The organism is Bradyrhizobium sp. NBAIM01 (genome assembly GCF_020194115.1).
In the GTDB taxonomy this organism is placed as follows: Bacteria; Pseudomonadota; Alphaproteobacteria; order Rhizobiales; family Xanthobacteraceae; genus Bradyrhizobium; species Bradyrhizobium yuanmingense.
The window spans coordinates 173,096-198,629 of sequence record NZ_JADYVU010000008.1 but is presented as its reverse complement, the minus strand read 5'-3'; the positions used below and the strand labels follow the sequence as shown (position 1 = coordinate 198,629).

Genomic DNA, 25,534 nt, shown 5'->3' with positions numbered 1-25,534 from the left:
CCCCGTCGGGGGCAACCATCGCTGGGCTGTCCAATATCCGTGAGAGCCCCGATGACCAAACTCACCCGCTTCACCGTTGCTCCCCTGCACAGCATGACGCGGCGCTTGGCCGATGTTGCGTCGGCCCGCGTCGCGCCGGATCTCGTCGTCACGGGGGCGCGGGTGCTCTCGACCTATTCGGAGCGCATTCATCAGGGGCGGGAAGTCTGGATCACAGGCGGCCGCATCGCGGCGGTGAAACCGGCAGGCACAGCCAAGAAAGCCTGGAGCGATGTTCCGCTGTATGACGCCGCCGGTGGCATCATCGCGCCCGGCCTCGTCGATCCGCACATCCACATCGAATCCTCGATGGTGACGGCCTGCGCCTATGCCGAGGCTGCGTTGCTGAACGGCACCACCACGATCTTCTGCGACAGCCACGAGATCGGCAACGTCATGGACGTCGCCGGTGTGGAGGCGATGCTGGAAGATGCGCGCGAGGCGCCGCTGTCGATCTTCTTGACCGTGCCGAGCACGGTTCCCGCGACCTCGGCTGAACTGGAGACGGCGGGCGGCGACCTCACGCCGGACAAGATCGCCGGTCTGTTCGATCGCTGGCCCGAAGCGGTGGCGCTTGGCGAGAAGATGGATTTCGTGCCTGTCACGATGGGCGACGAGCGCAGCCATGCCATCCTCTCCGCAGCCTTGAAGCGGGGGCGTCCCGTTTCCGGGCATGTCTACGGCCGCGAATTCGTTGCGGCCTATGCGGCATCCGGCGTCACCGACACCCATGAGGCGATCGACCGCGACATCGCCGATGACCTGCTCGATGCCGGCGTTTGGGTGTTTTTGCGCGGGGGACCGCCGACCACGCCCTGGCATTCGCTGCCGCAAGCGATCCGAACGATCACCGAGCTCGGGGCCTCGCACAAGCGCACCACCGTTTGCACCGACGATCGCGATGCCGACGATCTCCTGCTGTTCGGTCTCGACTGGGTGGTGCGCGAGGCCGTGAAGGCGGGGATGTCGCCCGAGCAGGCCTGGTCAATGGGCTCTCTGCATGGCGCGACCCGCTTCGGGATGGAAGGCGATATCGGCGGGCTTGGCGGCGGCCGCCGCGCCGATCTCGTGCTGATGGACGATCAGCTCGAGCCACAATGCACCTGGTATGGTGGCGAGCTCGTGGTCGAGCACGGCAAGATCACCCCGCGTCTCGATCAGGCGCTGTCGCATCGCTACCAATATCCCAAGGGAGCCTATGCGACCGTCAAGCTGCCGCAGACGATGAAGCTGACGCCCGAATTGCCGGCCAAGGCCTGCGCCGTCAACGCCATCAAGACCGCGCTGCCTGGCATCACGCTGATCCACGAGAAGGTCGCGATCGAACCCGCAAAAGACTGGCCGTCGCTGTTCGCGCGCTATGGCCTCTGCTTCGTCGCGGTGGTCGAGCGTCATGGCCAATCCGCGGGCAACGTCGCCCATGGCCTCTTGAAGGATTTCGGCCTGAAGCGCGGCGCGGTCGCCTCCAGCGTCGGACACGACAGCCACAATCTCATCGTCGCTGGCACCAACGAGGGCGACATGCAGGTCGCCATCGCCGCCATCAAGGAGCGGCAGGGCGGCGTCTGCGTCGTCGCCGACGGCGAGGTGAGGACGCTGGTTCCGCTGCCGATCGCAGGACTCCTGTCCGACAAGCGTGTCACCGAAGTGGCGGAAGAGGTGAAGATGCTGAAGAAGGAATGGGCCGAGGCCGGCTGCACCATCCCGTACATGGGCTTCAATTTGATTCCGCTATCGGTCATTCCGGAAATTCGCATCACCGATAAGGGACTCGTGCTGGTGCCGCAGATGCAGCTGGTGCCGCTGTTCGAGTGAGCTGCTTTCACGCATCTGTTGATCTAACCGATTGACACGTCCACGATTTTCTCGTGGTTGCCGCATCGTGGAAAATAAAATCGGTCTCGTTGAGATCGGCTTCTGCGTATCTGATGATCTCGCTCGCTGACGCAATTTGAGCGAGGTCCGATATGGCGAAGATGCGAGCTGTCGATGCGGCCGTGCGTATCCTGGAGAAGGAAGGTATATCGACGGCCTTCGGTGTTCCCGGCGCTGCAATCAATCCACTTTACTCGGCGCTGAAGAAGCGCGGCTCGATCCGCCACATCCTGGCGCGCCATGTCGAGGGCGCTTCGCACATGGCCGAAGGCTATACACGCGCCAAGGCCGGCAATATCGGGGTCTGTATCGGCACCTCCGGGCCGGCTGGCACCGACATGATCACCGGTCTTTACTCCGCGATCGCCGATTCCATCCCGATCCTCTGCATTACGGGGCAGGCGCCGCGCGCGCGGCTCTACAAGGAGGATTTCCAGGCGGTCGACATCGAGTCGATTGCAAAGCCTGTCACGAAGTGGGCACTGACGGTACGTGAGCCGGCGCTGGTGCCGCGTGTGTTCAGCCAAGCCTTTCACGTGATGCGCTCAGGCAGGCCGGGGCCGGTGCTGATCGACATGCCCCTCGACGTACAGCTCGCCGAGATCGAATTCGATGACGAGACCTACGAGCCGCTGCCGGTCTATAAGCCCGCCGCGACGCGCAAGCAGGTCGAGAAGGCGCTGGAGATGCTCAACGCCGCCGAACGGCCGCTGATCGTCGCGGGCGGCGGCATCATCAACGCCGACGCCTCGGACCTGCTGGTCGAGTTCGCCGAAATCGCCAACATACCCGTCGTGCCGACGCTGATGGGATGGGGCGCGATCCCCGATGATCACGTGCTGATGGCCGGCATGGTGGGTCTCCAGACCAGCCACCGCTATGGTAATGCCACGCTGCTGGAGTCCGACTTCGTGCTCGGCATCGGCAATCGCTGGGCCAACCGCCACACCGGCTCGGTCGAGACCTACACCAAGGGTCGCAAATTCGTTCACGTGGACATCGAGCCGACGCAGATCGGGCGCGTGTTCAATCCCGATCTCGGCATCGTCTCGGACGCAAAGGCCGCGCTCGAACTGTTCGTCGCCGTCGCCAGGGAGTGGCGGCGGTCAGGCAGGCTCCGCGAGCGCCAGGCGTGGCCTGCGGCCTGCCGCGACCGCAAGAAGACGATGCTGCGCAAGAGCCATTTCGACAACATCCCGATCAAGCCGCAGCGCGTCTACGAGGAAATGAACAAGGCGTTCGGCCGCGACACCACCTATGTCACCGTGATCGGCCTGTCGCAGATCGCCGGCGCGCAGTTCCTCGGCGTCTACAAGCCCCGCAACTGGATCAATGCCGGGCAGGCGGGGCCGCTCGGCTGGACGCTGCCGGCCGCGCTCGGCGTGCGCGCGGCGTGCCCGGAGCGCGAGATCGTCGCGCTCTCCGGCGACTACGATTTCCAGTTCCTGATCGAGGAGCTCGCGGTCGGCGCGCAGTTCAATCTGCCCTACATCCACGTCGTCGTGAACAATTCCTATCTCGGCCTGATCCGACAGGCCCAGCGCGGCTTCGACATGGACTATCACGTCCAGCTCTCCTTCGAGAACATCAACGCGCCCGAGATCGGCGTCTACGGCGTCGACCATGTCGCGGTCGCCGAAGGCCTCGGCTGCAAGGCCATCCGCGTCACCGACCCGAAGGACACGCAGGCAGCGTTTGCGACCGCCCGCGAATTGATGGCCAAGCACCGCGTGCCTGTGGTGGTCGAGTTCATCCTCGAACGGGTCACCAACATCGCGATGGGCACGGAGATCGACAACATCGTCGAGTTCGAGGAGGTGCTGGACCTTCCGCTCGACGAAGTCGATACCACGCGCGTGCTGCAGCCGGCGGAATAGGGGACGAAGCACCATGCCGAAATTTGCCGCCAATCTCACCATGCTCTTCAACGAGATGCCGTTCCTCGACCGCTTTGCGGCGGCGAAGGCGGCGGGCTTTGCCGGGGTCGAATATCTCTTCCCCTATGATTTCGATAAGGCGCAGCTGCGCGAGCAGCTCGAGGCGCATGGCTTGACGCAGGTGCTGCACAATCTCCCCGCCGGCAACTGGGCGGGGGGCGAGCGCGGCATTGCGATTCTGCCCGACCGCATCGCCGAATTCCGCGACGGCGTGTTCCGCGCGATCGATTATGCCAGGGCGCTCGATTGCGAGCAGCTCAACTGCCTCGTCGGCATCGCCCCTGTCGACGCCGATCCGCACGAGCTTCGGGAGACGCTGGTCGGGAATCTGCTTTTTGCAGCTTCGTCGCTGGCGCGAGAGAACATCAAGCTATTGGTCGAGCCCATCAACACGCTCGACATTCCCGGCTTCTTCCTCAACGGCACCGAGCAGGCGGTGCAGCTGATCTCCGAGGTGAGATCGAACAACCTCTTCATCCAGTACGACATCTACCACATGCAGATCATGGAAGGCGATCTCGCCCGCACCATGCAGGAATATCTGCCTCAGATTGCTCACGTCCAACTTGCCGACAATCCCGGCCGTCACGAGCCCGGCACCGGCGAGATCAACTATCCCTTCCTGTTCCGCCACCTCGACGCGATCGGCTATCGCGGCTGGATCGGCTGCGAATACAAGCCGCGCACCACGACGCTGGAGGGCCTGTCGTGGCATGCGGCACAGACGTTTGAGACCTGAGAATATTGCCACGTCGGCGGTGCGCTCCCTCTCCCGCTAGCGGGAGAGGTGCACCGAGTGCGCGGATGAATTTTGCTACTTCAACTGTGAGAAATCAAACATGACCAACATCGGCTTCATCGGACTTGGCACCATGGGACGGCCGATGGCCGGCCATCTCCTGGCCGCGGGCCATCGCGTTCTCCTGCATGACGTTGCGCCGATCGCGCCAGAGCTGATGTCCGCGGGCGGCATCGCCTGCACATCCGCCAGCAAGGTCGCGGAGCAGGCGGACGCGGTCATCATCATGGTGCCGGATACGCCGCATGTGGAGGCCGTGCTGTTCGGCAAGGAGGGTGTCGCCAGCGGCATCTCCAAGGGCAAGATCGTCGTCGACATGAGCTCGATCTCGCCGCTGGCGACGAAGGAGTTTGCAAAAAAGATCGAGGCGCTCGGCGCTGATTATCTCGATGCGCCGGTGTCGGGCGGGGAGGTCGGCGCCAAGGCGGCGAGCCTCACCATCATGGTCGGCGGGCCCGAGCGGGCTTTTGGCACCATGAAGCCAATCTTCGACAAGATGGGCAAGAACGTCACGCATGTCGGCGCCAACGGCGACGGGCAGACGACAAAGGTTGCCAACCAGATCATCGTCGCGCTCACCATCGAAGCCGTGAGCGAGGCCCTGTTGTTCGCATCCAAGGCCGGTGCGAATCCCGCGCTGGTGCGCAAGGCGCTGATGGGCGGCTTCGCGTCCTCGCGAATTCTGGAGGTGCATGGCGAGCGCATGGTGAAGCGCAATTTCGATCCTGGCTTCCGCATCGAGCTGCACCAGAAGGATCTCAATCTCGCGCTCGAAGGTGCGCGTGCACTCGGCCTGTCGCTGCCGAGCACGGCGGTGGCGCAGCAATTGTTCTCGTCCTGCACCGCACATGGCGGCAAGGCCTGGGATCACTCCGCCATGGTGCGGGCGCTGGAACTGATGGCGGGGCATGAGATCGCCAGGGCCTGAACTGTTACGCGGTAACACTGTCCAGTGATCCATCTTTCGTCGCAGGGGAACCGGAACAATGCTCCGGCCCCGCGGGTTGAAGGCGCAGGACAATCACTGGAGACAGAACACCATGAAAACCCGTCTTGCGATTACGTTGGCTGCAGCGTCGCTGCTGGCGTCGAGCGCAGCCTTTGCTCAGTCGACGACCGAACAGGGCGCCAGGGACGGCGCGCGTGCAGGTGGCGACATCGGCGGCCCGATCGGTGCAATGGTTGGCGGCACCGTGGGTGCAGCCGTCGGCGCCGGTCTCGAAATTCCGAATGCGGTCCTCGGCGGAATTCCTCGCAGCGACTCCGTCGTGGTCCAGGAGCGCGTCGTGGTCGGCGAGCCCCTGCCTCCGACCGTGGTGCTGCGGCCCGTGCCGAACTACAACGAATATCGCTATGCGGTCGTGAACGATCGCCGTGTGATCGTCGAGCCGCGCACACGCCGCGTGGTCAAGATCATCGACTGATCGACGCAATTCTTTGTGCTGAGCAGGGCCCTGCGGAGCATCACTCCGCGGGGCCTTCGCTTGTCATGGCGGAGCTGGTGCGAAAGCGCGAGAGTAGCCGGTCTACGGCGGCGGCGAGTGCAAAGCCGAGGCACGCGGTGGCAGCATCGACCAAAAAATCCACCAGCCGCGCGTGACGGCCGGGTGCCCAAAATTGCATCAGCTCGAGAACGCCGATCAGGACGACCGCGGCCGCTGCGCTCAGTAGGCGCCGGCGTGGATAGGCGAGGCCGAAGGCCAATCCCACCATGACGAAGGCAAGCGCATGTTCGCCGTCCTGACCGAGGTCGGAATGGGGGCGAAGGCCGGGAGGACCGAGGGTGGCGAACGTAACGGCAGCGGCGAGCAGCCAGGCAAAGGTACGAATGAACATCCGGGTCGCTTAGCACGAATTTGGTCGGGTTGTCGCGAGGCTCGTATCAGATCGCCGTGTAGTTAATGACAAAAATGTTAAAGCGGATCGCGCACGCCGAGGCCATGCATGAACCGTTCCCGGATCTGCACGGGGTCGCGCCGGGTGGTGCCCACGCCGGGCTTGTCGTCGATCCTGACCGCGATCAGGCTCGGCTCGGAAGCGGCCATGGCGTCGTCGACCAACCGCTCGAAATCTTCCTCGTCCGCGGCCCAGGCGCTGCTCGCAAGACCAGAGCCAATGGCAATGGCGACGATGTCGGCAACGTTCGCTGCCGGCGTCGGCTGCGCCCCGGTGATTTGGTAGATGCCGTTGTCCATCACGATCATCGTGAGGTTCTTCGGCTTCAAGGCTGCAATCGTCGAGAGCGCACCGAGCTGCATCAGGAGCGAGCCGTCGCCTTCGAGCGCGAAGACGCGGCGGTCGGGCTGCGCCAGCGCCACGCCGAGCGCGATCGGAAAGGCGAGTCCCATGCTGCCCAGCATGTAGAAGTTCTGCGGGCGGTGGCCGGCGGCCCACAGATCGAAATTGGTGTTGCCGATGCCGCCGATCACGGCTTCCTCGTGCTTCAGCTTCGCGATCAGCCGCGAGGTGACGTCGAAGCGGTTCATCACCTTGGTGTTGCCAGTGTTCACCGTCGGCCTCACTTGTCGAAGACCTTGCCGCCCGTCAGCAGCGGGTTGAGGATCAACGCCACCGGCGCCTGCGTGGTGACGGCCTGCTTGATCGAGCGGTCGGCGATGAATTCGAGCTCGTCGAGCCGGGTGATGGTGTGATGCTCCAGCGCCAGCGAATCCAGCACCGGTCGCATGGTGCGGCAGACCAGGGACTGGCCGTAGTTGAATTCGCCGAGCGTGCCGCGCTCAGAGACGAGCATGATCAGCGGAATCTGGTAGGGCACTGCGAGCGAGGCCAGCACGTTTGCGAGCGTCGCAAAGCCGGAGGTCTGCATCAGCACCGCGCCGCGCCGACCGCCCATCCAGGCGCCGGCGACGATGCCGACGGCCTCTTCCTCACGGGCGGTCGCGAAAGTGGTGAAGAAGGGATCGGCGTGCAGGTTCTTGATCAGCGGCGTCAGCACGCGGTCCGGCACGTAAGGGATCAGGTTGATCTCGTTCCGCTTCAAGGTTTGCAGGACGATGCCGTGCCAGCTTCCGTCGCTGCTCCCCTGCGGCTGCTGTTCCGCAATCGCCATCGCGCTCTCCCTGGGGCCGCGCATGCTTCTTGGTTCTTGCCGTCGCGGCGGTCTGCCGAACTTGACGCGGGCAGCGGGATTGTCAACATGTCCGCGCCGTCACCTTGATCTGCGCCAGCAGGCCTGCCGTGGCCGGCACCGCCATGGCATAAGCGGCGACAACCAGAACACGGGAGGGGGCATAGGAGGGCGCGCATCGCGCTGACCGTGCGGATCTCCCGCGAACGAGCCGGAAGGGTCCTGATGTCCGTCAACAACAAGCGCGTCGTCTACTCCAATTATTTGGCCAATCCGATCTATATCGACATCCTGAAGGCGCGGTCCGACGTGCGGGTCGATCGCATCGAAAATGGAAGCCCTGAGGATGTTTATGGCCCGCTCCTCGGCGCTGCCCACGTCTACCAGGTCGGCGCCGCCCGCGATGAGCTCGCCCCGCATTTCCATGTCGATGCCGCCTTCCTGAAGCGGACGCCGAATTTGCTGCTGGTCTCCAGCAACGGTGCCGGCTTCGATCCCGTCGACGTCGAGGCCTGCACGGAGGCAGGCGTCGTAGTCGTCAACCAGTCCGGCGGCAACGCCCATTCGGTCGCCGAGCACGCGCTGGCGATGATGCTGACGCTGTCCAAGCGCATCATCCAGTCGGATCGCCGGCTGCGCCGCGAGCGCGACGTGAACCGCAACGATCTCGTCGGCAACGAGGTCGAAGGCAAGACCGTCGGCATCATCGGCCTCGGTAATGTCGGCCGGCGCATCGCCGCCTTGTGCAAGGGCCTGCTCGGCATGACAGTGCTTGCCTACGATCCGTATTTGTCGGCTGAGGTGATGGCCGAGCGGGGCGGGGAGAAGGTCGAGCTCGACGAGCTGTTGCGCCGCGCCGATTTCGTCTCGATCTCATGCCCGCTCAACAAGGGCAGCCGCAACTTGATCAGCACACGCGAATTCGCGCTGATGCAGCCGCATGCCTATTTCATCACCACCGCACGCGGCTTCATTCACGACGAGGACGCGCTGCTGCAGGCGCTGCGCGACAAGCGCATCGCCGGTGCCGGCCTCGACGTCTGGTCCAAGGAGCCGCCGCCGCCGGAGCATCCGCTGCTCCAGTTCGACAACGTGCTGGCGAGCCCGCACACGGCAGGCGTCACCATCGAGGCGCGCCAGAACATGGGCCGGATCGCCGCCGAGCAGGTGCTGGATGTGCTCGACGGCAAGCGCCCGCCGCGCATCATCAATCCCGAAGCCTGGCCGCGCTATGCCGAGCGCTTCAAGCAGGCTTTTGGCGTGACGCCGGGGTAGGGTGCGCGAAGCCCAGTTGCGCGCCGATCCTTGGTTATCAGGATGAAAACGGAGAGCGGTGGATTTTACTGATGGCGTGAATGAACGCGTATGACCTCTCCTGTAGATCAGGGAGCATGAGCATACTTTCGATTGCGACATCCGGACTTTCTGCGGCGAGTTTGCGCGTGAACGTGGCGGCGAGCAATATCGCCAACATCAGCACGACCGGCCCACTACCCGCGTCAGGCGGGTCGAGCGCATCGGCCGGTGCGGGCATTGCTCCAACGTTTCCTGCAGCCTACGTGCCCTTGCGGGTCGATCAGGTCTCCCAGTCGAGCGGTTCGACGCCGGGCGGTACGGTTGCGACCGTATCGACGGTATCGCCGAGCTATACCGCGCAATCCGACCCGAGCGCTCCCTTCGCAAACCAGGACGGCCTGGTGGCAGCGCCGAATGTCGATCTTGCTAGCGAATTCGCTCAGCTGGTGACCGCAAAATACAGCTTCGTTGCCAATGCGAAGGTCATTCAGGCCTACGCCGAGACGCAAGACACGCTCCTCGACATCAAGGCGTGAGGACTGGACGTCGGCCGTGTCTCGCCAGCCTGGGCCACTACCCCAGCTTTGCGCCGAGCTGCTGGAACACGGCCTCGCAGGTCATGAGGTCGAGATGGCCGCCGCCCGCGTTCTTGAAGAACGTGATGTCGGACGGTGACGTTCGCCCCTGCACAAGGCCGCCGACGAGGTCGTAGAGGTCGCCGAGGACGTCCGCCTCGCTGATCGCGCCGCTCGCGACCGGCTGCAGGATGTCGCCGACGCCATGGAAGGCGGATTCCCGCCGGTCCACGAAGACGCGGGAGCGCTTGGCCGCCTCGTCATCAGCCTCCCGGGTTTGCGGTGTGTAGCCGCCGACGAGGTCCAGATGCGTGCCCGGCCGCAGATTGCGGCCCTTGATCAGCGGCTGATGCGCGCGGGTGCAGGTGGTAATGACATCGGCCTCGCGCGTCGCGGCGTCGAGATCCGTGATTGCTTCCGCCTTGATGCCGGCCTTCGCCAAGCGCTGAGCGAGATCCACGCCCCGGTCCGGGCTGCGATTCCAGATCAGCACGCGCTCCAGTGACGGCCGCACGGTGCGATGACCCCGGATCAGCCATTCGGACATCTCGCCGGCCCCGACGCAGAGCAGCGTCTCGGGATTGGGCGGGGCGAGCAGTTTCGTGGCCAACGCGGAGTCGGCTGCGGTGCGCCAATGCGTGATCTCGGTCCCGTCCATCGCCGCCAGCGGCCGGCCGTTGGTGCCGTCGAACAGCACGCACACGGCCTGCACCGCCGGCATCCTGCCTTCGGCCAGATTGGCCGGAAAGCTGGTGAACATCTTGCTGGCCATGTATCGGCCGGAATCGACGGCGCTGCGGATGACGTATTGCCCCCTCTCGTCTCCAAGGAAGGCGTCCAGCACCTCCATCTTCGGCCGGCGATGCGCTTCTTCGAGGGCCGCAATCAGGATCGGAAAGGTCAGAGCCTTCGTGACTTCGGTATCGGAGACAAAGTGCAAGGCAAGTTCCTCATTGGCGACCGGCATTTGCCCATAAACCCGCGCGGCAGGTTCCGCAACGAATCTTCCGCCGGGATGGACAAGCCTTGATCCGCGTCAAAATCTCCTTTCCCCGTCCGGCCTAAATGGGACTAGAGTGCCGGCGGGCAGGCAGGGAGGTCCCATGTCAACTTATGTCGTCAGGTTCATGAAGGACGTGCTCGGCGAATACGGCCGGCAATGCGAGGTCTGCCAGGGCACGCTCGAGATCGACGCCGCCGACGAGGACGAGGCCAGGGAACGGGCGAAAGCGAGGTTCTGCAAGGACCAGGCGTTGCATCACTGGTCACTGCATGCCGACCGCATCCATGTCAGACCCGCCGACTTCCCGTCGTAGCGACTAGCGCCCGGGTGCCGTGACGGGCGGGGGCGTCGTCGTCCCCGCGCCGAGCGAGCGTTGCACCATGACGGTGTCGGACCAGCGGCCGTGGCGGTAGGCAACGCCGCTGAGCAGGCCGGCGCGCGCGAAGCCGAACCGCTCGTGCAGCTTCAGCGAGGGCGCGTTATCGGCATCGATATAGCCGATCATCTGGCGGAAGCCGGCCGCAGCGCAGGCGTCGATCAATTCCTGCAGCAACAGCCGTCCGACCCCGCGGCCGAGATGGGCGTGATGGACGTAGATCGAGTGCTTGGCGGTGTATCGATAGGCCGGCCTTTTGCGGAACAGCACGGCATAGGCATAGCCGACGACCTCGCCGCGCCAGGTCGCCACCAGATGCGGCAGGCGGGTCTGCTTCAGGTTCTTGCGCCGGTCGCGCAGATCGTCCGGCTCTGGCGCACCGGTACCTTCGACATCGCGCGGCACGCCGTTGCGGACGTGATGGCGGTAGATCGCCAGCATCGCCTCGATGTCGCTCTCACGTGATGGCCGAACCAGGACGGGTTCATCGCCCACGCGCGCAGCTGCTTCGTTCATCGGCACCTACTCGGTCACGACATAAGTGTAGAGCCCGATGCGCCCATTCGCATCGACCTCCTTGTAGACGCCCTGGATCTCGACGTCGAAGCCCGGAAATGTGTTGAAGCAGGTCTCGAACATCTTGAGATAATCGATCATGGGCTTGGCTCGTTCCGTCAGCCGCTCGCCTGGCACGATGGTGGCGATGCCGGGCGGGTAGACCACGAACGGCGTGGTCGCGATTCGGCCGGCGATCGCCTCGATCGGGAGGTAGTCGACGTCGTTCTTGAACAGATAGCGCGCGGCATCGCGGGGCGACATCGCGATCTCGGGCATATGCTCGGGCATGAACTGCCGCGCCTGGAGCGCGCTGACATCGGCGGTGCGGAAGAAACGGTGCATCTCGCCGCAGAGGTCACGCAGCCGTGCACCGGCGTAGCGCGCCTGCCGCCTCTGATAGAATTCGGGGATGACGTCGGCGAGCAGCGCATTGTCGTCGTGCAGTCGCTTGAACGCGACGAGGCCGGAGATCAGCGTGCCCGCCTTGCTCGCCTCGACGCCGGGCGTGAGCAGGAAGAGCAGGGAGTTGAGGTCGTTCTTCTCGGGGACGATGCGGTTCTCGCGCAGATATTGCGCGACGACCGGCGCGGGAATGCCGTGCTCGGCATAAGCTCCCGTCGCACGATCGAACCCGGGCGTGAGCAGCGTCAGCTTGTTCGGATCGGTCATGGCAAAGCCTTCCGCGAGATCGGGAAAGCCGTGCCAGTTGGTATCCGGGGAGAGCTGCCACAGCGCGGGGTTGGTGGCGAGCTCGTCGGTCGAGAGAGTCTCCCAGGCGACGTTATGCGCCGCGCCGGGACGGCTGACATCGGCAATGGCGACGCGATCGGGAACGAAGGGCTCGAAGAACCAGCGGCGATCCGGGTTCTGCTCCTTCTCCTCGAACTCCTGGCGCATCGCGCGGATCTTCTTGCGCAGCTCGATGCCGAGCCGGATCGTGTCGTCCCACAGCACTTCGCCGGAGCGGCCCTTCATCATCTGTGCGCCGACGTCGAGCGAGGCGAACAGCGGGTAGAACGGCGAGGTCGAGGCGTGCTGCATGAAGCTCTCGTTGAAGCGGCGGTGCTCGACGCGACGCTTCTGGCCGCGGATATGGCGGTCCTTGATGTGGATCTGCGAGGCCTGCGAGAAGCTTGCCAGCTGCTTGTGGGTCGACTGCGTCGCGATGATGCCGGGGGCGTCGGGCGAGAGATTTACCAGCCCCATGGCGAAGCGGCCGGCATAAAGGGGGTGGAATTTCATGAAGCCGGCCCAAGCCTCGTCGAACAGGATGTAGTCGCAGAGATGGCCGATACGCTTGATGATCATCTCGGCGCTGTGGATCGAGCCGTCATATGTGCACTGCTCGACCACGGCGACACGGAACGGCCGCTCCTTGCGCCAAGCGTCGCGATCGTTCACCAGGGGATGGTTGCGGATCGCCTCGCGCAAGCTCTTCTCTTCGAGCCGGTCCCAGCGCATCGGGCCGATCAGTCCCCAGGCGTTGCGAACGGTCGGCACATAGACCGGGATGCCGCCATTGATCATCAGCGCGCCGTGATGGGCGGCCTTGTGGTTGTTGCGGTCGAACAGCACGAGATCGCCGTCGGTGACGAGGGCGCCCAGCGCGACCTTGTTCGAGGTCGAGGTGCCATTGAGCACGAAATAGGTCTTTTCCGCACCGAAGATCGCCGCCGCTTCCTTCTGCGCCCTCAGCGCCGGGCCCTCATGGGTGAGGAGGTCGCCGAGGTCGAGCACGGAATTGTCAAGGTCGTCGCGGAACACGGATTCGCCGAGATGCTCGACGAACACGCGCCCGATCGGGCTGCGGTTGTAGAACACGCCGCCATTGTGGCCCGGGCAGGTCCAGAGCTGGTTGCCTTCCTCGGCATAGTCGACCAGCGCGCCGAAGAACGGCGTCTTCAGCGTCTCAGCATATTGCTTCAGCCGGCTGATCAGGTTCTTGGCGATGAAGGTTGGCGTCTCCTCAGACAGGAAGACATAGCCGTCGATGAAATCGAGCACCTCGACCGGCAAATCCTCGAACCGCTTGCGACGGATCAGCAGGATGATCGGGAAGTCGAGGCCTCGGCGGCGCATCAGATTGATCAGCGCCGAGGTCTTGCCTTCCAGGCCCTTCTTGCCCCAGTCCACCACCATGCAGCCGATCGCGGCATCGGTCTGCACCGCCATCTCGGCATCCTCCAGCTTGCGGGCCCGGACCACCTCGAAGCCGGAGCGCTGGATGTCCTCGATGATCTGGTTGAAGCGGACGCCTTCGAGATCGTCGGCATCGAACACAGGGGCGGCGAACAGGAAGTTGAAGCGCTTGAAATAGTCCATGGCAGGTCCCGAATGTGCAGGAAGATACAGCTCTCTGCACATTCGATGACATCTGGATGACATGCCCGAGTGCTGCGGCAAGGTTAGCCTGACGCTTCACTCCAGCAGCTTGTCCAGTGTGATCGGGAAGCGCCGGATGCGCTTGCCGGTGGCATGATAGACGGCGTTCGCAATTGCGGCCGGGACGCCGACGATGCCGATCTCGCCGAGCCCCTTGATTCCCAACCGGTTGATGCGGTCGTCGGGCTCGTCGACGAAAATGACGTCAATGTCGTGGACGTCGGCGTTCACGGGAATGTGGTATTCGGCAATGTTCGCGTTCATGATGCGGCCGAAGCGGTGATCCATCACCGTTTCCTCGTGCAGCGCCATTCCAATACCCCAGACCACCCCGCCCATGATCTGGCTGCGGCCGGTCTTGGTGTTCAGGATGCGCCCGGCCGCGACCGCATTCACGATCCGGGTGACGCGGATAATTCCCAGCTCCTCGTCGATCTTCACCTCCGCGAAGACCGCCGAATGTGTGTTGCGGGCATGCGATTTATCCTCCGCGAATTGGTTGAGCTTCTCCTTTTCGATCCGCTCGAGCTTGCTGTGGCGCATGACATCCGCAATCGAGACAGCGGCCCCGCGACCGTCGCTGCTGGCGATCATGCCGTCAGTCAGGGTGACGTCGGCGGCGTCGAGGTCAGCGAGCGGTGTGCCGGGCATGGCCTTGGCAAGACGTGCGAGTTCCCAGCGAATTTCTTCGGCCGCTCCCAAGACCGCATGCGCGCTTGATGCCGCCATCCAGGAGCCGCCCTCGACGGGGGCTTGCGGCAAGGTCGAATCGGCGAGCCGGACGCTGATATTCTCGATCGGCAGCCCGAGGGCATCGGCCGCGACCTGCGCCACGATGGTGTACGTGCCGGTGCCGATATCGGACGCGGCGCAGGAGACCTCGGCATGGCCGTTGGCCGTCAGCACGATGCGGACGGCGACCGGCATCTGCAGCGCCTCCCACACCCCGGTCGCCATGCCCGAGCCGACCAGTTCCTTGCCGTCTCGCATGGAACGCGGCGCCGGATTACGCCGGCTCCAGCCGAACGCTTCGGCGCCGCGGGCGTAGCACTCGCGCAGCTGCTTGCTGGTGTAAGGCAGGCCTTGGCTCTGGTCGCGATCCGAGTAGCACCTCAGGCGCAGCTCGACCGGATCGAGCTTCAGCGCGACGGCCAGTTCGTCCATGGCGCATTCGAGCGCGCAGACGCCCGTTGCCGCACCCGGCGCGCGCATGTCGCAGGGCGTCGAAACGTCGAGTTCGACCAGCTTATGCGAAAAGTTGCTGTGGGGACTCTTGTAAAGCTGCTCGGCCCAGCCCGTATCGTTGCGCGAAAAATCCTCATAACGTGAGGTCACGGCAACGGCTTCGTGGGTGATCGCATCGAGCGTGCCGTCCGGCTTTGCACCGAGCGCAACGCGCTCGATGGTCATGGGACGATAGCCGAGGCCATACATCTGTTGCCGCGTCAGCACGACGCGGACGGACTGCTTCAGTGCGAGCGCGGCAAGGGTTGCCAGCACCACCTGGTGCTGCGGCCGCAGGCCCGAGCCGAAGGCGCCGCCGACATAGGGCGAGATCACGCGGATGTCGTCCGGTTTCTTGCCGAAAACACTGCAGAGAAACTTCTGGACGTTCTGGACGCCCTGCGTCTTGTCGTAGACCGTGAGCCCGCCACTGCCGTTCCAGACGGCTGTCGTCGCGAAGAGCTCCATGGGGTTGTGGTGCTCGGTCGGAATGACGTAATCCGCCTCGTGGCGCACGGCCGCGCGCGTCAGGGCTGCTGCGGCATCACCACGCGGCTTGTGCGGTTGATCCACTTTTTCGGCCTTGCCGCGTTCGGATTCAAGATCGGTCGAAAACGCCTCCTGCTCATATTCGACGCGAACGCGGGTTGCGGCGAACTTGGCGATCTCCCAGTCCTCCGCGACGACCAGTGCGATCGGCTGGCCGTTGAACTTGACCCTCTCATCATAGAGCGGCCGGAACGGCGAGCCCTTCTCCGGCGCCACCTCATCCTTCCAGGCTTCGTCCTTGTCGGCGAGGGGCGGCCGATGTTCATGCGTGAGCACGTCGACCACGCCCTTCACCTTCAGCGCCTCGCTGGTGTCGAGACGAGCGATGCGCCCACGCGCGATGCTGGCCTCGACGACGAAGCCGTGAAGGAGACCGTCTGCTGCGAATTCGCCGGCATATTTGGCGGCCCCGGTGACCTTGGCGCGGCCGTCGACGCGCGACGTTGGTGTTCCGACATAGGCGTTCATCGGGTCCTCATGCGATCTTCTTGTGAGCTTGTGATTGCGGCGTGGCGCTTGCGGCCTGCATCAGCGCACGCACGACGGCTCGGCGCGCCAAGTCGATCTTGAACCCGTTGTGGGAGCGTGCCGTCGCTCCCTGCAGCAGCAGGTCGGCGGCGCGCCCGAAATGATCCGGTGTTGCCGCCTGACCGCGCAATGCGGCTTCGGCCTCGAGGCTTCGCCAGGGCTTGTGGGCCACGCCACCGAGCGCAAGGCGCGCTTCGCTGATCGCGTTGCCCTCCAGGTCGACCGCGGCCGCGACCGAGACCAGAGCAAAGGCGTAGGACAGCCGGTCGCGGATCTTCAGATAGCTGTAGTTCCGGGCAAAGCCGTGCGGCGGCAGCTCGATGGCGATAATGATCTCGCCGCTGCCGAGATTGGTATCGAGATGAGGCTTGTCCTCGGGAAGCCGATGGAAATCCGTCAGCGCGATGGTGCGCTGCCCCGAGGGGCGTGCGATATGCACGAGCGCGCCGAGCGCGGCCAGCGCCACGCTCATGTCGGATGGATTGGTCGCGATGCAGGAGTTGCTGGTGCCGAGGATGGCATGGTTGCGGTTGAGGCCATCGAGGGCCGAGCAGCCCGTGCCGGGGCTTCGCTTGTTGCAGGGTGTCGTGGTGTCATAGAAGTAGGGGCAGCGCGTACGTTGCATCAGATTGCCGCCGACCGAGGCCATGTTGCGCAGCTGCGCGGAGGCGCCGGCCAGGATGGCGCTGGCAAGCAGGGGATAGCGCTGCTCGATCAACGGGTGGTAGGCGAGGTCCGAATTCGGCACCAAGGCGCCGATGCGCAGACCGCCGTCCGCCGTCTCCTCGACGTCGCGGAGCGGCAGGCGGGAGATGTCGATCAGCCGGGAGGGCCGTTCGACGTTCTCCTTCATCAGATCGATCAGGTTGGTGCCGCCGGCGATCAACTTCGCACCGGGATCGGCGGCGAGCAGGCGGATGGCGTCGGCAACATCGCTTGCGCGGGAATATTGGAAGTTGTTCATGACCGGCTCATTGCCTGCTCGATCGCAGCCACGATGTTGGGGTAGGCACCGCAGCGACAGAGGTTTCCGCTCATCAGCTCCCGGATCTCATCCGCATCGCGCGCACGGCCTTCGGCCAACAGGCCCGCGGCAGAGCAAATCTGTCCCGGCGTGCAATAACCGCACTGAAAGGCGTCGTGGTCGATGAAGGCCTGTTGCAGGGGATGCAGCGCGCCGTCCCTGGCCAAGCCTTCGATGGTCGTGATCTCGGCGCCATCCCTCATGACGGCCAGGGTCAGGCAGGAATTGACCCGTCTTCCGTCGATCAGCACGGTACAGGCACCGCATTGGCCGTGATCGCAGCCTTTCTTGGTGCCGGTCAGCTGCAGACGGTCACGCAGCGCATCCAGAAGCGTGGTCCATGGCATGACCTCGAGCGCGCGGCTTTCGCCATTGACGACGAGGTTGATCGGAATGCGTTCGGGCATCGTAATATCGGCCATGTTCTATTTCCCTGCGGAAAGGCCGAGCCGGGCAAATTGTGCAAATGACGCGAGACTGCGTTGCCGCCGCTGGCCGATAGCGCCCAACGGATGACGAGTTGCTTGGTTCCCAATCGGTTCTCCCGATTGGATTTACGAGATCAGCGCTTGGTCTCGCCGAACACCACGGTCGGCACCGCGCGGTTGACGATCTCGCGCAGCGCGAAGCTCGATTGCACCCGCGCGACGCGGGGCAGGCGGGACAGCTCGGTGCGATGGATGCGCTCGAAATCCTGGATGTCGCGGGCGAGCACGATCAGGATGTAGTCGTCCGTCCCCGACATCAGGAAGCAGCGCACGACAGAGGGGCATTTCGTCACCTCTGCCTCGAACGCCTTCAGTGCCTCGTCGCTCTGGCTCTCCAGCGCGATGCGAACCAGCACCGTGGTGGTGAGGCCGAACTGGGCCAGGTCGAGCGCGGCCTGGTAGGCCTGGATGTAGCCGTCATCCTCCAGCGCCTTCTGCCGCCGCGCCAGCGCCGTGCTCGACAAGCCGATCTTGTTGGCAAGCTCGGTGTGGCTGGCTCGCGCATTGGTCGTGAGTTCCGCGAGGATGGCGAGGTCTTTCCGGTCGAGGGCCAAGGTTTCGTTTCCAGCGTCAAAGGACCATTTCGCGCCGGAAACCGGCGCGGGCGCTGCCAAGGTAGCGGATATTTGCACGAAACCAAACCGACCCTCTCGCTACGATCAACAATGGAATCAAAGCATTGGCGAGGGAGATCAAGATGCGCGTCGGAGTCCCGAAGGAGATCAAGGTGCAGGAATATCGGGTCGGGCTCACCCCAGGTGCGGTCCGCGAATACGTTGCCGCCGGGCACCAGGTGACGGTCGAGAGCGGCGCCGGCAGCGGCATCGGTGCGTCCGACGAGGTGTACCGGCGGGCAGGGGCGTCCATTGCCGAGACCGCTCGCGAGATCTTTGCAAAGTCCGACATGATCGTGAAGGTGAAGGAGCCGCAGAAGAGCGAATGGGCTCAGCTTCGCGAAGGCCAGATCCTTTTTACTTACCTTCATCTTGCGCCGGATCCCGACCAGGCCAAGGGCCTGCTTGCTTCCGGCTGCACCGCAATCGCCTATGAAACCGTCACGGACGCGAGCGGTCACCTCCCGCTGCTCGCCCCGATGAGCGAAGTCGCCGGCCGCCTCGCCATCGAGGCCGCCGGCGCCGCGCTCAAGCGTTCCAGCGGCGGCCGCGGCCTGCTGCTCGGCGGCGTGCCCGGCGTGCAGCCGGCACGCGTCGTCGTGCTCGGCGGCGGCGTGGTCGGAACGCAGGCGGCACGCATGGCCGCCGGCTTAGGTGCCGAAGTCACCGTGATCGACCGCTCGATCCCGCGCCTGCGCGAACTGGACGATCTGTTTGTTGGACGCGTACGCACCCGTTTCTCCACCATCGAGGCGGTCGAGGACGAGGTGTTCGCCGCCGACGTCGTGATCGGTGCAGTGCTGGTGCCTGGCGCCAGCGCGCCGAAGCTCGTCACCCGTGCGATGCTGAAATCGATGCGGCCGGGAGCCGTGCTGGTCGACGTCGCGATCGACCAGGGCGGCTGCTTTGAGACCTCGCACCCGACCACCCACGCGGAGCCGACCTACGAGGTCGACGGCGTCGTTCACTATTGCGTCGCCAACATGCCGGGAGCCGTGCCGGTGACCTCGAGCCAAGCCCTGAACAACGCCACGCTGCCGTTCGGCCTGATGCTCGCCAACAAGGGATTTGCGGCCATCTTGGAGAATCCGCATCTGCGCAACGGGCTCAACGTGCATCGCGGCCGGGTGACGAACAAGGCGGTAGCGGAGAGTCTGGGGCTGGAGTTTGCGCCAGTAGAGAGCGGACTGGCGGCGTAGCGAGATGGGCCATCGTCGGTGCGGCGCCATCAACCGACTGGAAGATGGCGCTGCCGCCGTGCTCCCGAGCCCTCGGGGAATCCCGACGCGGTGAAGGCGTTGTGACCGGAGCGGCGGTGTCCAAATAGGCGGAAAGAAGAAAACTATTGCCGCGGTCCTGTCAGGAGGAAGGAGTTTCCCCTTCCGAGCGCAAAAACGCCAATCGCTTCCATTGCTGTTTGCAGCCGAAACGACGACATTTCCGCCAGAAATTGGTGGATCGGCAGCCATGGAACGCACTGGATTTGAGCCCTTCGGCGAGCAACTGGTGTCCGCAACGGACACACAGCCGAAGTCGCGCGCCTCGAAGCTCCTGCTGCGGGCCGGCACCACCCTGTTCTGGTCGCTGGTCGCGGGCATCGTGCTGGCCCGTGCAGCCTTCTTCGAGCCCGGCATCTATGACGGTTTCAGCCGCGTCGCCTCGCTGGCCAAGAACCTGATCTTCTGAGGCCGTTTATTCCGGTCCGAGGACAGAACTTCTCTCGGCCCTGATATGTCGAAAACATATTTCCCAATCGGGTCGTGGTGCGTATAAATCTTTCTCCTTCGGGAGAGATTTGTGTCGCAGAATCAAGCATCCAGCCCGGCCGATTCCAAGCCGGTCACCGCCGCGGGCCGTATTGCGGCGCTGATTCCGGGCATCCTCCTCTGCGTTCTCGTGGCCGGTGTGTCGGCCCTGCTCGAGCGGGCCGAACTGGGCATGTTCGAGCACCCCTATGTCGAGGCGCTGGTCATGGCGATTCTGCTCGGCATGGCGGTGCGCAGCTTCTGGAAGCCGGCCCCGCGGTGGCAGGCCGGCATCGCCTTCAGCGCCAAGCAACTGCTGGAAGTCGCGGTGATGCTGCTCGGGGCCTCCATCAGCTTTGCCGCGATCGCGGCTTCCGGCATTGCGCTGCTCGCCTCCATCGCCGCGGTCGTCGTGGTCGCGCTCTGCGTCTCCTTCGGCCTCAGCCGGCTACTCGGCCTGTCGACGCGCCTGTCGATCCTGATCGCCTGCGGCAACTCGATCTGCGGCAATTCCGCCATCGCCGCAGTGGCGCCCATCATCGGCGCCAGCAACGACGAGATTGCATCCTCGATCTCCTTTACGGCGATCCTTGGCGTGATGATGGTGCTGGGCCTGCCGCTGCTGATCCCGCTGCTGCAATTGTCCGCAACGCAGTACGGCATTCTCGCCGGGCTCACCGTTTACGCAGTGCCGCAGGTGCTCGCCGCGACGGTGCCGGCAGGTCTCGTCTCAACCCAGATCGGCACGCTGGTGAAGCTGATGCGTGTCCTGATGCTCGGCCCGGTCGTCGTCGGCCTGTCGCTGGTCGCTTCGCGCTGGCAGAGCGATGCCAAGAAAACCAGCGTCGGCTTCTTCCGCCTGGTCCCCTGGTTCATCCTCGGCTTCCTTGCGCTTGCGACCCTGCGCTCGCTGGAGATCGTGCCGGCGACGGTGGTTGGCCCCGTGACGACGATCACGAGCTTTCTCACGGTGGTCTCGATGGCCGCCCTCGGCCTTGGCGTCGACGTGCGCGTGCTCGCCAATGTCGGCGGCCGGGTGACGGCGGCCGTGACGCTGTCGCTGCTGCTGCTGCTGGGGATCAGCATCGCGCTGGTGCACTGGTTCAAGTGATCAGGGCAAAGCTGCAGTAGGGTGGGCAAAGGGGCGCAAGCGCCGTGCCGACCGTTCTTAAGAGACGGAGAACCGTGGGCACGCTTTCGCTTTGCCCACCCTACGAGACCGTCATTGCTGCGAGCGGTAAGCTAAATCACGTCCGCGAGCGAGTGGCCGTGCAGCTCGATGTTCAGCCCCTGCATGCCCAAGTCGTTGATCTCGCCGCCCATCGCCTTCAGGCTCTCTTCGCGGATCAGCGACATCAGCCCGCGGCGGAGCGCCAAGAATTCCGACGACATCATCATCGATTGCTGCCGCGGCCGCTCCAGCGGGATCGGGATCTCCGCCTTGATCGAGCCCGGCCGCGCGGTCATGCAATAGACGCGGTCGGACAGGAAGATGGCTTCGTCAATGTCGTGGGTGACAAACAGCACCGAGATCTTCAGCCGCTGCCACATATTGGTGAGGATCTGCTGCATGATGACGCGCGTCTGCGCGTCGAGCGCGCCGAAGGGCTCGTCCAGCAACAGCACTTTCGGTCCCGTCGCGAGCGCGCGGACGATGCCGACGCGCTGCTTCATGCCGCCGGAGAGCTTTTCCGGATAATGCTTTTCGAACGCTTCGAGTCCCGCAAGCCCCAACAGCGTGCGCGCGGCGCGTTCGCGCTGCGAGCGCGGCATGCCGCGCATCTTCAGGCCGAACTCGACGTTCTCGCGCACGGTTTTCCACGGAAAAAGAGAATATTGCTGAAACACCATGCCGCGTTCGGCGCTCGGACCGTTTACCCGCTCGCCGTCGACGGTAACTACACCGGTCGTCGGCTTGAGGAAGCCTGCGACCGCATTGAGCAGCGTCGACTTTCCGCAGCCGGACGGGCCGACGATCGACACGAACTCGCCGGGCCGCACATGGATCTGCGTGTCGGTGACAGCCTGCACCGCGCCCTCGATGGTCTCGTAGGCGAGGGAGAAGTTCTTGACTTCGATGTGGCCTTTTGGGCTGTTCGCTAGCACCTCGCTCATGTCGATCTCCACGGCATCACCAATTGCCCCGCGCCCCGGATCAGCAGGCTCGATCCGAGGCCGAGCACCCCGATCGCGATCATGCCGAGCGCGATGTCGGCATATTGGACCAGCGAATAAGCTTCCCAGGTGAAGTAACCGATGCCGTACTGACCGGAGATCATCTCGGCCGCGATCAGCGACACCCAGGCGACGCCCATGCCGACGGTGAGGCCGGTGAAGATGTGCGGCAGCGAGGCTGGGAAATAGACCTCCCGAAAGATCGAGCGTTCGCGCGCGCCGAGACATTGTGCGGCGCGTACCAGCACGGGGTCGACCAGCGACATGCCGTGCAGGGTGTTGACGAGAATCGGGAAGAACGAACCGAGGAAGGTGATGTAGACGATGCTCTGCTCGTTGGTCGGCCACAGCATGATCGCCATCGGCACCCAGGCGATTGCCGGGATCGGCCGCAGCACTTCGGCGACCGGGAAAATCACCTCATGCACCAGCTTGAAGCGCCCCATGATCAGGCCGAGCGGCACGCCGACGATCGCCGCGAGCGAGAATCCGATGAAGATGCGCCGGCAACTGAGCAGGATGTGCATCAGGAATTTAGGATCGTGAATCGCCTTTATGAAGCTGTCATAGACCGCGAGCGGCGAGGGCACGTTGGTGAAGCGCACGAAGAACACGACCCGATAGGTCGTGAGCAGATGCCAGACCAGCAGAAAGGCGAGCAGCGAAATCACGCCGATTGCCGCCGCGCGCAGACCTGCCCGATTGAGCCGGTACCAGCGCAACCCCAGTGTGGCGAAGGAAGGCGGCGTCGAAGGCCGGATGATGGCGGCGGGCGCGGAGCCCGCCTCAGCAAGTGCTGTTGCCGGCATGCTGTCCTCGGGCTGTCTGACGAGGGCGGGGCTGCTCACGTCTTGCCTCCGCCGACGGCGGCCTTCATCGCTTCATCGAAGCCGAGCACCTTGCCGCTGATCTTGGCAGCGTAGGCTTCGGCGTCCTTCTTCAGCAGGAACGGGGCGACCTCGCTATTGCCGACCGCGAAGAAGGCCTGATCGGCGAACAGCTTGATGCCGCGCGTGGTGTCGAAGACGTAGGCGACGTCGATCTTCTTGCCCTTGGCCTTGTAGTCGGCATAGGCGCCGAGCGTGCAGCTGGCGGACGAGAAGGGCATGATGCCGGCACCGTCGACCCAAACTTCGCCCGCCTTGCGCGGATCGGTGATGGGCTTCTTGCAGAAGCTGTCCTCGCCCGAGATCTCATAGTTGTTGGTGCTCGCGAGCTGGGCGTCGTAGTCGAGCTTCATTTCAGCATAGGCCTTGCGGATGTATTTGTCGTCGACCCATTTTTTCGGATCGAACTCCTTCATGCGGCCGAGATTCTGCAGCACCTTGACGTCGGTCGTGGCCGCATCGATCAGCGCCGGCTTGATAGTCGGATCGGTCGTCATATTGCCGCTGGGCCCTAAGAAGATGTAGACGACCTCCTTGTTGATGCCGGTCCATTCCTGGATCTTCTCGGCGGCCAGCTTGGGATCCGCGCGCAGCCACTGATTGGCGGCGATTAGCGCCTTGAAATAGGCGACGACGACCTCGGGATATTTTTCGGCGAAGTCGGTGCGAACCACGATGCCGTGGAAGGTCGGCAAGTTCGTTTCGACGCCGTCGAAGATCTTCCGCGCGAAGCCGCGGAACGGCAACAGCTCGGCGAAGGGGACGAAATCGGCGTGCCCGTCGATCTTCTTCTCCTGCAGATTGGTCGAGCCGACCTCCGGGCTCTGGCTGACGAGCTGGAAGAAATCGGACGCATAGCCGCGATCCTGCATCGCTTTCAGCACCATGCCGTGCGCGGCGGAGCCGAAAGGCACGCTGACGAGCTTACCCTTGAGATCGGCGAGGTCGTAATAGGGTGAGTCCTTGTGGACGACGAGGCCGTTGCCCGAGCCGGACAGGCTGTAGGCGGCGATGCCGACGAGGCGGCTCTTGCTCTCCGGATTGCTCTCGAAGGTGAATCCGTTCACGATGAGCGGATAGTCGCCCATCATCCCGATCTGCAGCTTGTTCGCCATCATCGCGTTGGTGACGGGCGGACCGGAGGTGAAGTTCTGCCATTCGAGCTCGAACTTGATGTTGGCGTATTTGCCGTCCTTCGGCAGGTACTTCTCAAGCAGTTGCAATTGGCGGATGACGACGCCTGCGGTGACCGTGTTGGTCGTGGTATCCTGCGTTCCGATGCCGAGCTTGACGGTTTCCGCAGAAGCCGGCTGCGCGACGAGCAGCGCCAGCGACGTCACCGACATCGCGATCGAGAGCGTGGGAAGATGGCGGGCCATTCTCATCCTCATTCGGTTGGATGTGCTGTGGGTGCCATGATTGGGGGAGGGCGCAGGCAGGGCAAATCCGGAGTGGCCGCCGCAGTCGATTAGTTGCCGGGAAAAGCTGATTGCATACTCCTTGGGCAGTCCTGCACTATAAAGCCGCTTGCCTGTGCACCGGCCATGGTCGCGGGCCCCCTTCAATCCGCCGCCTGGCCGCGCATCTCCTCCAGAATGTCGGTCCGGCAGACCACGATCTGCGACCGTTTGGTCAGCACGATTCCCTTCTCCTGCATCCGCTTCAGGCTGATCGTGACCCATTGTCTGGTGGCGCCGACCATGTGGGCGATGTCGGCGTGGGTGAAGGCCGCAGCGATCACGGTGCCGTCGGCATCCGCGACGCCGTAAAGCTCGACGAGATGCAGCAAGAGATGGGCGAGACGCTGCGTGATCGAGCGCGTCCCAAGCATCTGGGCCAGCGCCGAATAGCATTTGCCTTTGAACGTCAGGCCTTCGATCAGGCCAATCGCGAGGTTCGGGATCTCTGCGGCAAGGGACCGCAGTTCCTTTCCGGGCAGGTGCACGACGCTGCAATTACTGGAGGCAACGCCGGACCATTGATGCACGGTGCCTTCGAACACTTCGGGACCGCCGACGAAATTGCCAACATGCCAATAGGCCAGCGTGATCTCGCGTCCGAGTGGCGAGGTGTAGAAGACACGGATGCGGCCGCTCTCGATCAGCCAGATGCCGTCATGCTTGCCGCCCTGGCTGAACAGCGTTTGGCCGCGATTGAGCACCTTGCGGCGGCCCTGCTTCAGCACCAACTCCCGCTCGCGCGGTGAGAGCTTGTCCATCAACGGGGGTGGACCGCCGATCCATTGCTGGTTCTCGGTGAGCAGCAGCGAGGAACTGCTGGCAGGCCTGACTGCTGGGGGAACAGCCCCGCGAACCGCATTCGCTGCCTGCAACATCGCCTGCCTCCCGAACGTTTCAAATCGTTCTAAAGAG

Annotated in this window: 25 protein-coding genes; 11 read left to right on the top strand and 14 right to left on the bottom strand. The window is 64.1% G+C overall.

Annotated elements, in window-relative coordinates:
* The first annotated feature begins 51 nt into the window (after window positions 1–51).
* The 5 genes from I6F31_RS25055 (at window position 52) to I6F31_RS25035 (ending at window position 6,074) form a co-directional block, all read left to right on the top strand.
* Window positions 52–1,854: an adenine deaminase C-terminal domain-containing protein gene (locus I6F31_RS25055; protein WP_225186276.1), complete on the top strand. Its 1,803-nt coding sequence runs from the start codon at window positions 52–54 to the stop codon at window positions 1,852–1,854.
* 152 nt (window positions 1,855–2,006) lie between these two features.
* Window positions 2,007–3,791, top strand: a complete 1,785-nt coding sequence (gene gcl, locus I6F31_RS25050) for a glyoxylate carboligase (protein ID WP_225172440.1) — start codon at window positions 2,007–2,009, stop codon at window positions 3,789–3,791.
* Window positions 3,792–3,804: 13 nt separating this feature from the next.
* Window positions 3,805–4,590, top strand: coding sequence for a hydroxypyruvate isomerase (gene hyi / locus I6F31_RS25045; RefSeq protein WP_225186275.1), 786 nt, complete (start codon window positions 3,805–3,807; stop codon window positions 4,588–4,590).
* A gap of 100 nt (window positions 4,591–4,690) precedes the next feature.
* Complete coding sequence (locus tag I6F31_RS25040; protein WP_225124817.1) at window positions 4,691–5,578, top strand: 2-hydroxy-3-oxopropionate reductase; 888 nt, start codon at window positions 4,691–4,693, stop codon at window positions 5,576–5,578.
* A 112-nt stretch (window positions 5,579–5,690) separates the two neighbouring features.
* The gene (locus tag I6F31_RS25035; protein ID WP_225186274.1) at window positions 5,691–6,074 is read left to right on the top strand and encodes a DUF1236 domain-containing protein; all 384 of its coding nucleotides are present in this window, start codon (window positions 5,691–5,693) and stop codon (window positions 6,072–6,074) included.
* 40 nt (window positions 6,075–6,114) lie between these two features.
* On the opposite strand, the gene I6F31_RS25030 is transcribed toward I6F31_RS25035, so the two are convergent.
* From I6F31_RS25030 to I6F31_RS25020, 3 genes are all read right to left on the bottom strand, one after another.
* Window positions 6,115–6,486 (bottom strand): VanZ family protein, encoded by a 372-nt coding sequence (locus I6F31_RS25030; RefSeq protein WP_225143999.1) that lies wholly within the window; start codon window positions 6,484–6,486, stop codon window positions 6,115–6,117.
* 77 nt (window positions 6,487–6,563) lie between these two features.
* Window positions 6,564–7,160, bottom strand: coding sequence for a thiamine pyrophosphate-dependent enzyme (locus I6F31_RS25025; protein ID WP_225111779.1), 597 nt, complete (start codon window positions 7,158–7,160; stop codon window positions 6,564–6,566).
* Window positions 7,161–7,168: 8 nt separating this feature from the next.
* Window positions 7,169–7,720, bottom strand: coding sequence for a thiamine pyrophosphate-binding protein (locus I6F31_RS25020; protein ID WP_036005614.1), 552 nt, complete (start codon window positions 7,718–7,720; stop codon window positions 7,169–7,171).
* Window positions 7,721–7,963: 243 nt separating this feature from the next.
* Here I6F31_RS25020 and I6F31_RS25015 point away from each other — a divergent pair, with 243 nt between their 5' ends.
* Window positions 7,964–9,013, top strand: coding sequence for a hydroxyacid dehydrogenase (locus I6F31_RS25015; protein ID WP_225124816.1), 1,050 nt, complete (start codon window positions 7,964–7,966; stop codon window positions 9,011–9,013).
* 116 nt (window positions 9,014–9,129) lie between these two features.
* A complete protein-coding gene (locus tag I6F31_RS25010) occupies window positions 9,130–9,570 on the top strand; it encodes a flagellar basal body protein (RefSeq protein WP_036005608.1) in 441 nt (146 codons plus the stop codon).
* 37 nt (window positions 9,571–9,607) lie between these two features.
* Here I6F31_RS25010 and I6F31_RS25005 read toward each other — a convergent pair whose 3' ends face one another.
* Window positions 9,608–10,549, bottom strand: coding sequence for a dehydrogenase (locus tag I6F31_RS25005; RefSeq protein ID WP_036005642.1), 942 nt, complete (start codon window positions 10,547–10,549; stop codon window positions 9,608–9,610).
* A gap of 163 nt (window positions 10,550–10,712) precedes the next feature.
* On the opposite strand from I6F31_RS25005, the gene I6F31_RS25000 reads away from it, so the two are divergent.
* Window positions 10,713–10,925, top strand: coding sequence for a hypothetical protein (locus I6F31_RS25000; protein ID WP_036005605.1), 213 nt, complete (start codon window positions 10,713–10,715; stop codon window positions 10,923–10,925).
* Between the two features lie 3 nt (window positions 10,926–10,928).
* On the opposite strand, the gene I6F31_RS24995 is transcribed toward I6F31_RS25000, so the two are convergent.
* The 6 genes from I6F31_RS24995 to I6F31_RS24970 form a co-directional block, all read right to left on the bottom strand.
* A complete protein-coding gene (locus tag I6F31_RS24995) occupies window positions 10,929–11,504 on the bottom strand; it encodes a GNAT family N-acetyltransferase (protein WP_036005603.1) in 576 nt (191 codons plus the stop codon).
* A gap of 6 nt (window positions 11,505–11,510) precedes the next feature.
* On the bottom strand, window positions 11,511–13,868 hold the full coding sequence (locus I6F31_RS24990) for an Orn/Lys/Arg decarboxylase N-terminal domain-containing protein (RefSeq protein ID WP_225186273.1): 2,358 nt from the start codon (window positions 13,866–13,868) through the stop codon (window positions 11,511–11,513).
* A gap of 96 nt (window positions 13,869–13,964) precedes the next feature.
* Window positions 13,965–16,169 (bottom strand): xanthine dehydrogenase family protein molybdopterin-binding subunit, encoded by a 2,205-nt coding sequence (locus tag I6F31_RS24985; RefSeq protein ID WP_036005600.1) that lies wholly within the window; start codon window positions 16,167–16,169, stop codon window positions 13,965–13,967.
* Between the two features lie 7 nt (window positions 16,170–16,176).
* Window positions 16,177–17,193, bottom strand: a complete 1,017-nt coding sequence (locus I6F31_RS24980) for a xanthine dehydrogenase family protein subunit M (RefSeq protein WP_036005597.1) — start codon at window positions 17,191–17,193, stop codon at window positions 16,177–16,179.
* The gene (locus I6F31_RS24975) at window positions 17,190–17,675 is read right to left on the bottom strand and encodes a (2Fe-2S)-binding protein (protein ID WP_036005594.1); all 486 of its coding nucleotides are present in this window, start codon (window positions 17,673–17,675) and stop codon (window positions 17,190–17,192) included. Before I6F31_RS24975 ends, I6F31_RS24980 begins: the two co-directional genes overlap by 4 nt.
* Before the next feature lie 140 nt (window positions 17,676–17,815).
* On the bottom strand, window positions 17,816–18,295 hold the full coding sequence (locus I6F31_RS24970; RefSeq protein ID WP_025035213.1) for an Lrp/AsnC family transcriptional regulator: 480 nt from the start codon (window positions 18,293–18,295) through the stop codon (window positions 17,816–17,818).
* Between the two features lie 143 nt (window positions 18,296–18,438).
* Here I6F31_RS24970 and ald point away from each other — a divergent pair, with 143 nt between their 5' ends.
* The 3 genes from ald to I6F31_RS24955 all read left to right on the top strand — a co-directional run bounded on the left by ald (window position 18,439) and on the right by I6F31_RS24955 (window position 21,211).
* Window positions 18,439–19,554 carry an alanine dehydrogenase gene (ald, locus tag I6F31_RS24965; RefSeq protein ID WP_036005590.1) on the top strand — a complete coding sequence of 372 codons (1,116 nt, stop codon included), beginning with the start codon at window positions 18,439–18,441 and terminating at the stop codon, window positions 19,552–19,554.
* Between the two features lie 268 nt (window positions 19,555–19,822).
* Window positions 19,823–20,041 carry a hypothetical protein gene (locus I6F31_RS24960; protein WP_027546306.1) on the top strand — a complete coding sequence of 73 codons (219 nt, stop codon included), beginning with the start codon at window positions 19,823–19,825 and terminating at the stop codon, window positions 20,039–20,041.
* A 111-nt stretch (window positions 20,042–20,152) separates the two neighbouring features.
* Entirely contained in the window at window positions 20,153–21,211 is a 1,059-nt protein-coding gene (locus I6F31_RS24955) for a putative sulfate exporter family transporter (RefSeq protein WP_036005585.1), read from the top strand.
* Between the two features lie 131 nt (window positions 21,212–21,342).
* On the opposite strand, the gene I6F31_RS24950 is transcribed toward I6F31_RS24955, so the two are convergent.
* From I6F31_RS24950 to I6F31_RS24935, 4 genes are all read right to left on the bottom strand, one after another.
* The gene (locus I6F31_RS24950) at window positions 21,343–22,215 is read right to left on the bottom strand and encodes an ABC transporter ATP-binding protein (protein WP_036005639.1); all 873 of its coding nucleotides are present in this window, start codon (window positions 22,213–22,215) and stop codon (window positions 21,343–21,345) included.
* Entirely contained in the window at window positions 22,212–23,084 is an 873-nt protein-coding gene (locus I6F31_RS24945) for an ABC transporter permease (protein WP_050995895.1), read from the bottom strand. The genes I6F31_RS24950 and I6F31_RS24945 overlap by 4 nt, the downstream gene beginning before the upstream one ends.
* Before the next feature lie 35 nt (window positions 23,085–23,119).
* Window positions 23,120–24,541 (bottom strand): ABC transporter substrate-binding protein, encoded by a 1,422-nt coding sequence (locus I6F31_RS24940; protein WP_036005580.1) that lies wholly within the window; start codon window positions 24,539–24,541, stop codon window positions 23,120–23,122.
* A 182-nt stretch (window positions 24,542–24,723) separates the two neighbouring features.
* A complete protein-coding gene (locus I6F31_RS24935; protein ID WP_057030048.1) occupies window positions 24,724–25,497 on the bottom strand; it encodes a Crp/Fnr family transcriptional regulator in 774 nt (257 codons plus the stop codon).
* Window positions 25,498–25,534: the final 37 nt, after the last annotated feature.

Coding starts and splice junctions, on each gene's coding strand:
- I6F31_RS25055 (WP_225186276.1), top strand. CDS start 52: ATGACCAAACTCACCCGCTTCACCGTTGCTCCCCTGCACAGCATGACG.
- gcl (WP_225172440.1), top strand. CDS start 2,007: ATGGCGAAGATGCGAGCTGTCGATGCGGCCGTGCGTATCCTGGAGAAG.
- hyi (WP_225186275.1), top strand. CDS start 3,805: ATGCCGAAATTTGCCGCCAATCTCACCATGCTCTTCAACGAGATGCCG.
- I6F31_RS25040 (WP_225124817.1), top strand. CDS start 4,691: ATGACCAACATCGGCTTCATCGGACTTGGCACCATGGGACGGCCGATG.
- I6F31_RS25035 (WP_225186274.1), top strand. CDS start 5,691: ATGAAAACCCGTCTTGCGATTACGTTGGCTGCAGCGTCGCTGCTGGCG.
- I6F31_RS25030 (WP_225143999.1), bottom strand. CDS start 6,486: ATGTTCATTCGTACCTTTGCCTGGCTGCTCGCCGCTGCCGTTACGTTC.
- I6F31_RS25020 (WP_036005614.1), bottom strand. CDS start 7,720: ATGGCGATTGCGGAACAGCAGCCGCAGGGGAGCAGCGACGGAAGCTGG.
- I6F31_RS25015 (WP_225124816.1), top strand. CDS start 7,964: ATGTCCGTCAACAACAAGCGCGTCGTCTACTCCAATTATTTGGCCAAT.
- I6F31_RS25010 (WP_036005608.1), top strand. CDS start 9,130: ATGAGCATACTTTCGATTGCGACATCCGGACTTTCTGCGGCGAGTTTG.
- I6F31_RS25000 (WP_036005605.1), top strand. CDS start 10,713: ATGTCAACTTATGTCGTCAGGTTCATGAAGGACGTGCTCGGCGAATAC.
- I6F31_RS24995 (WP_036005603.1), bottom strand. CDS start 11,504: ATGAACGAAGCAGCTGCGCGCGTGGGCGATGAACCCGTCCTGGTTCGG.
- I6F31_RS24990 (WP_225186273.1), bottom strand. CDS start 13,868: ATGGACTATTTCAAGCGCTTCAACTTCCTGTTCGCCGCCCCTGTGTTC.
- I6F31_RS24985 (WP_036005600.1), bottom strand. CDS start 16,169: ATGAACGCCTATGTCGGAACACCAACGTCGCGCGTCGACGGCCGCGCC.
- I6F31_RS24980 (WP_036005597.1), bottom strand. CDS start 17,193: ATGAACAACTTCCAATATTCCCGCGCAAGCGATGTTGCCGACGCCATC.
- I6F31_RS24975 (WP_036005594.1), bottom strand. CDS start 17,675: ATGGCCGATATTACGATGCCCGAACGCATTCCGATCAACCTCGTCGTC.
- ald (WP_036005590.1), top strand. CDS start 18,439: ATGCGCGTCGGAGTCCCGAAGGAGATCAAGGTGCAGGAATATCGGGTC.
- I6F31_RS24960 (WP_027546306.1), top strand. CDS start 19,823: ATGGAACGCACTGGATTTGAGCCCTTCGGCGAGCAACTGGTGTCCGCA.
- I6F31_RS24950 (WP_036005639.1), bottom strand. CDS start 22,215: ATGAGCGAGGTGCTAGCGAACAGCCCAAAAGGCCACATCGAAGTCAAG.
- I6F31_RS24945 (WP_050995895.1), bottom strand. CDS start 23,084: ATGCCGGCAACAGCACTTGCTGAGGCGGGCTCCGCGCCCGCCGCCATC.
- I6F31_RS24940 (WP_036005580.1), bottom strand. CDS start 24,541: ATGGCCCGCCATCTTCCCACGCTCTCGATCGCGATGTCGGTGACGTCG.
- I6F31_RS24935 (WP_057030048.1), bottom strand. CDS start 25,497: ATGTTGCAGGCAGCGAATGCGGTTCGCGGGGCTGTTCCCCCAGCAGTC.